3 protein-coding genes are annotated in these 4,454 nt (G+C 57.5%); all 3 read left to right on the top strand.

All coding sequences use genetic code 11. The features are described from left to right. The coding region (locus QT222_RS07495; RefSeq protein WP_491476798.1) for an alpha/beta fold hydrolase at positions 1 to 582 on the top strand (582 nt) is incomplete at its 5' end. A gap of 262 nt (positions 583 to 844) precedes the next feature. Beyond that, entirely contained in the window at positions 845 to 2,482 is a 1,638-nt protein-coding gene (locus tag QT222_RS07490) for a potassium channel family protein (RefSeq protein WP_491476797.1), read from the top strand. Between the two features lie 1,077 nt (positions 2,483 to 3,559). After that, positions 3,560 to 4,454: thiamine pyrophosphate-binding protein (locus tag QT222_RS07485; protein ID WP_491476796.1), on the top strand; the 895-nt coding region annotated here is incomplete at its 3' end.

Here is a 4,454-nt window from a genome sequence, read left to right as displayed (position 1 = left end):
GTACTGGAACGTGAGAGCACGTACGTACAGACGCTCGTTGACGATGTTGACGGCGACCCAATTCTGCTCGGGCATTCCTACGGTGCACTCACCGGAATCGAGGCTGCGACGGATGCAACGGTCGAAGCGGTCGTCGCCTACGAACCGGCTGTCCTTCCCGACGACTTCCGGACGCAGGCTAATCTCGCCGACCGCATGGCGGCGCTCGTTGAGCAGGGCGAACGCCGCGAGGCGGTGAAACGCTACATCGAGCTAGTACTTCACCCCGAAGGAATCGACGACCTCGACGCATGGTTAGCAGAGTGGCCAGTTTGGCCCGACTGTGTTGACCTCGTCGAAGAGGTTGTCCGGATGAATCGTGCCGTCGAGCGATACCGGCTTCCCGACCGTCTCGACGTCGATGCCCCCGTGCTCGTCCTGACTGGCACCGACGGTCCAGACTTCCTCCGCAAAAGCGCTCGTGCTACTCACGAGGCGCTTCCGCATAGCCGCTTCGTCGAGTTCGACGGTATTGGTCACAGCGGTCCCAGCGCAGCACCGGAACTGATTTCGGCGGAAGTCGATTGCTTCCTTCGTAAATAGTCGAGAGTGGTTTGGAGAATATAGTAACGTTTGCAACTGGTGACACATCCAATCGCACGACACCGGTCGAGCGAGTGTGCACTGACTTGCAAACGCTACTATAGCATGTAACTGTCCACCTCGATCGCCGCTGCTGGCCGTCGCGGCACTCGGAACCGACCGTTCTGATGGAGTTTCGATTCGGTCGGGAGTTCGAACGGACATTCTACAGACAGGCCGGTGGGCCACCGAATCTTTGACCCATGGCAACAAACACCGTAGCATGGTTAGAGTCGCTCGCCGGACCCTCTCCTACCTAGGGTTAGTCGTTGTGACCACGATTGTCCTCACGTTGGTCTACAACGTCGGCATGGGCATCTGGGAGGGGCGCTCCCAGCCGCTGTATCGCTCGCTCGAAGTGGTCTTCCAGAGCTTAACGACCACTGGCTACGGCGAAGACGCCCCGTGGGATAGCCTACAGATGAACCTGCTCGTCATCGGCATTCAACTGACGGGTATCGGCCTCATACTGACCGCGGTGGATATCTTCGCAGTGCCATGGCTCCAGAGCGCACTCAAGCCATCTGCGCCGAGCGACGCGCCTGACCACTCCGCCCATGTCGTCATCTGCGGGTTCACACCGAGAACCGAGGCCTTCCTGGAGGAACTTGCCACCCGGGAAAGACCATACGTCCTCATCGAGTCCGACGAAGCGGTCGCGACCGACCTCCACCGGGCAGACTACGACGTGGTTCACGGGGACCCGGAGGCGACTGGGGTATTGTCTGCAGCGAGCGTTGCGGACGCAGCGGCGGTCGTCGTAGACGCGCCCGACGACGCGACGGCGAGCATCGTCCTGTCCGTCCGGGAGGTAAACCCGGAGGTCAGGACCGTCACCCTCGTTGAGCACCGCGGTTTGGGGGAGTACCTCGACGTAGCGGGTGCCGACGCAGTCCTTTCGCCCCGCCAACTGCTCGGTGAGAGCATCGCGAGCGAGGTACCGACGGCCGTCAGCACGCTCGTCGACGAGGAGGTCGAAATCGGCGAAGACTTGCAGCTCGTCGAAGTCGGAGTCACACCGGACAGCGACCTCTGCGGTCGGACAGTTGCGGAGGCACAGCTCCGTGAGCGGTTCGGCGTAGACATGATCGGTGCCTGGGTCGATGGGAGCTTCGAGAGTCCGTTCCCACCGGATACGACCATCGAAAGCGGTGTCAGGCTGTTAGTCGTGGGTGACCGGAAAGAGGCAGACTCGTTTCGCGACGAAGCAATCGCGTCCGTCCAGTCGGTTTCGTCCCAAACGGTCGTTATTGCGGGGTACGGTGAGTCCGGGCGGGCGGCTGCCAGAGCCTTCGAGGGAACGACGACGAACGTCACAGTCCTCGACATCGAGGACGACAGCCAGGTCGACGTAGTGGGAGACGTTCGAGACCCCGAAGTGCTCGAACGTGCCGGAATCGGCGACGCCTCGGCACTTGTCATCACCGTCGGAGACGACACAACCGCTATCCTCGCAACGTTAATCGCTCGGGACCGCAACCCGGACCTACGACTCCTGGTTCGGGCGAACGAGGAAGACGACGTGACGAAACTCTACCGGGCAGGGGCGGACTTCGTCCAGTCGCTGGCGACCGTCAGCGGCCGGATGATTGCATCCACGGTGTTCGAGGACGAGGAGGTGTTCGTCTACGACAAGCAGGTCTCCGTGGTTCGGCTACCGGCTACCGATCTGGCTGGCAAAACTGTGGCCGAGGCGGCAGTCCGGTCACGTACCGGTGTGACCGTTATCGCCGTCGTCCGGGAAGAAGAGATCATCACGAATTTCGACCCGACGGCGTTCGAAATTGCAGAAGGTGACGATGTGATCGTTGCCGGAGCAGACGAACATATCCGACGGTTCGAGTCCGAGTTCGGCGGGTGAAGTGGGACGCAAGAAAGCGGCACCCTCCGGGTCGACAGTCATTCCGAGGGACGGATTTGGCTCGTCTCGAGTGCCCTCTTTCGAACCCTGCGCTGACTCGGCGTTGTTTTCCCACAGTGTTCGATGCGTGCAACCGTATTCGCATCGATACAACTAGTCGGATGATGCTATGACTCTTGACAGAAGCGATGGAGCTAGCCGATAAACCACCCCATCCAGTCAATATATAACCAAGAGATTCAGCCGTCTGAAATCGATATCTATCAGCGGCGACATCTACTTTTCGAACGGGTGGACACAGTTCGGATAACTCGATTCAGCAAGCGTACCAGTCTAGTTACTCTACTGATTTGCGGTTTTACCGCTACAGAGACGTGATGAACAGCGCGGACTGACCGTCGTCAGCGGTGGCAGTCAAGATACTTCTAGCAAGATTCTCGTTGGAATCTAGTGATTGTAGTCGTACGCTTGACCCGACTTCTAACCTAGTGAAAATGACTATTACAACTATTCGTGACGGATTTTAGGTATGTGTGAGTTGATTATGAAATAGCGTAACAAACTATTACACAACTACTACTGTAACGGACTGGGCCGGTCTAATCATATATATGATATAAATTCGTGGCGTGACGTCCACGAAAATCGACTTCGGTGGCGCGATACGACTTGGATCCGAGTATTTCGGATAGGCTTCGTCTGATAGAGCTATCACAGCGTCTACGAGTCACTACAGACTCGGTGCACGACATCGTGCAGTCGAATGGGGCTCTGGTGTAGGCGCTACGACAACATATTCTGTTGTTTTTAGCTCTAGCTCCCTGATATAATTCTCCAATTCAAGATACTCACTTGATTATTATAGGTATGGTCAATATCCTGTGGGTGGCGATGTATCCAAATTATTCGGATTCTGTTTCTTCTTTGTCCAAACAAGAAACAGGTGAGATGACCGATAAACCGAAGTACACCCAGTGAGAGAATGTAACTCACGTAGGGCAGTCGTCGTACGGTTACCGTGACATGCCGTGCTCGTCGCGACCGTACTCGCTAGCGCCTACAGAACCCATCAGACCCATGACCAAGTGTACTGCTGAAATCGTTCACGTGTTGGAGAATCTGGGCGTCGAGTATCTGTTCGGATACCCTGGCGGCCGAGCTATCGAACTACTCGAGTCACTCGCCGACTCGGATATTCAGGTCGTGCGTCCGCGCGATGAGCGCGAGGCGAGCGTGATGGCCGAGATGTACGGGCGGTATCACCAGTCACCGGGTGTGCTCACGGGACAAGGTCCTTGGATTGGGAGTATCGGCGCAATCGGTCAGATGGAGGCCCGACTCGGTTCATCTCCGATGGTTGCCCTGACGGAAGCATCTGAACGAGGTGACTACTCGACGTTAGCGCCGTATCAGCAGGCTCGTGGTGATTATGGTGGTTTCTCGCTTCCCAAGATTCTGGACGGTATCACCAAGGAGTGGTGGTTCCCTCGTTCGGCTAACGAAACGATACGGAGCGTCCAGTTAGCGTTCAAGCACTCGACTGCTAATCGTCCCGGTCCCACGGCGGTCATTCTGGACGGAGATGCAGTCACTGCTGAGGTGCCGGAAGATGATACGCCACCTCTCTGGTCTCCAGAAGAACAGACCAAAAACTGGGAGTCGGCACCGACCGAGGAAACCGTTTCCGAGGCCTCGAAGATACTTTCGGATGCTGAGCGACCGGTTATTATCGCGGGGAACGGCGTTCACGTCTCTCAGTGCTACGACGAACTGCTCGACGTAGCGGCGGCGTACGACGCGGTTGTCACCACTTCCTATCTCGGGAAGTCGACGATTCCGGAGACACACGACCGGGCCGCCGGTGTCATCGGCTCGTACGCGTACCTCGGATACACATCTGACGCTACCGACGAAGACGCAATGGCCGTCGTGGGCCGGCCGGTGAGTCCGACAGACGAGAATCGTGATGGGG

The organism is Haloferax sp. s1 (assembly GCF_058382125.1).
The sequence above is the reverse complement of the archived record's forward strand: the minus strand, read 5'-3'. Positions and strand labels throughout refer to the sequence as shown.

Coding starts and splice junctions, on each gene's coding strand:
- QT222_RS07490 (WP_491476797.1), top strand. CDS start 845: ATGGTTAGAGTCGCTCGCCGGACCCTCTCCTACCTAGGGTTAGTCGTT.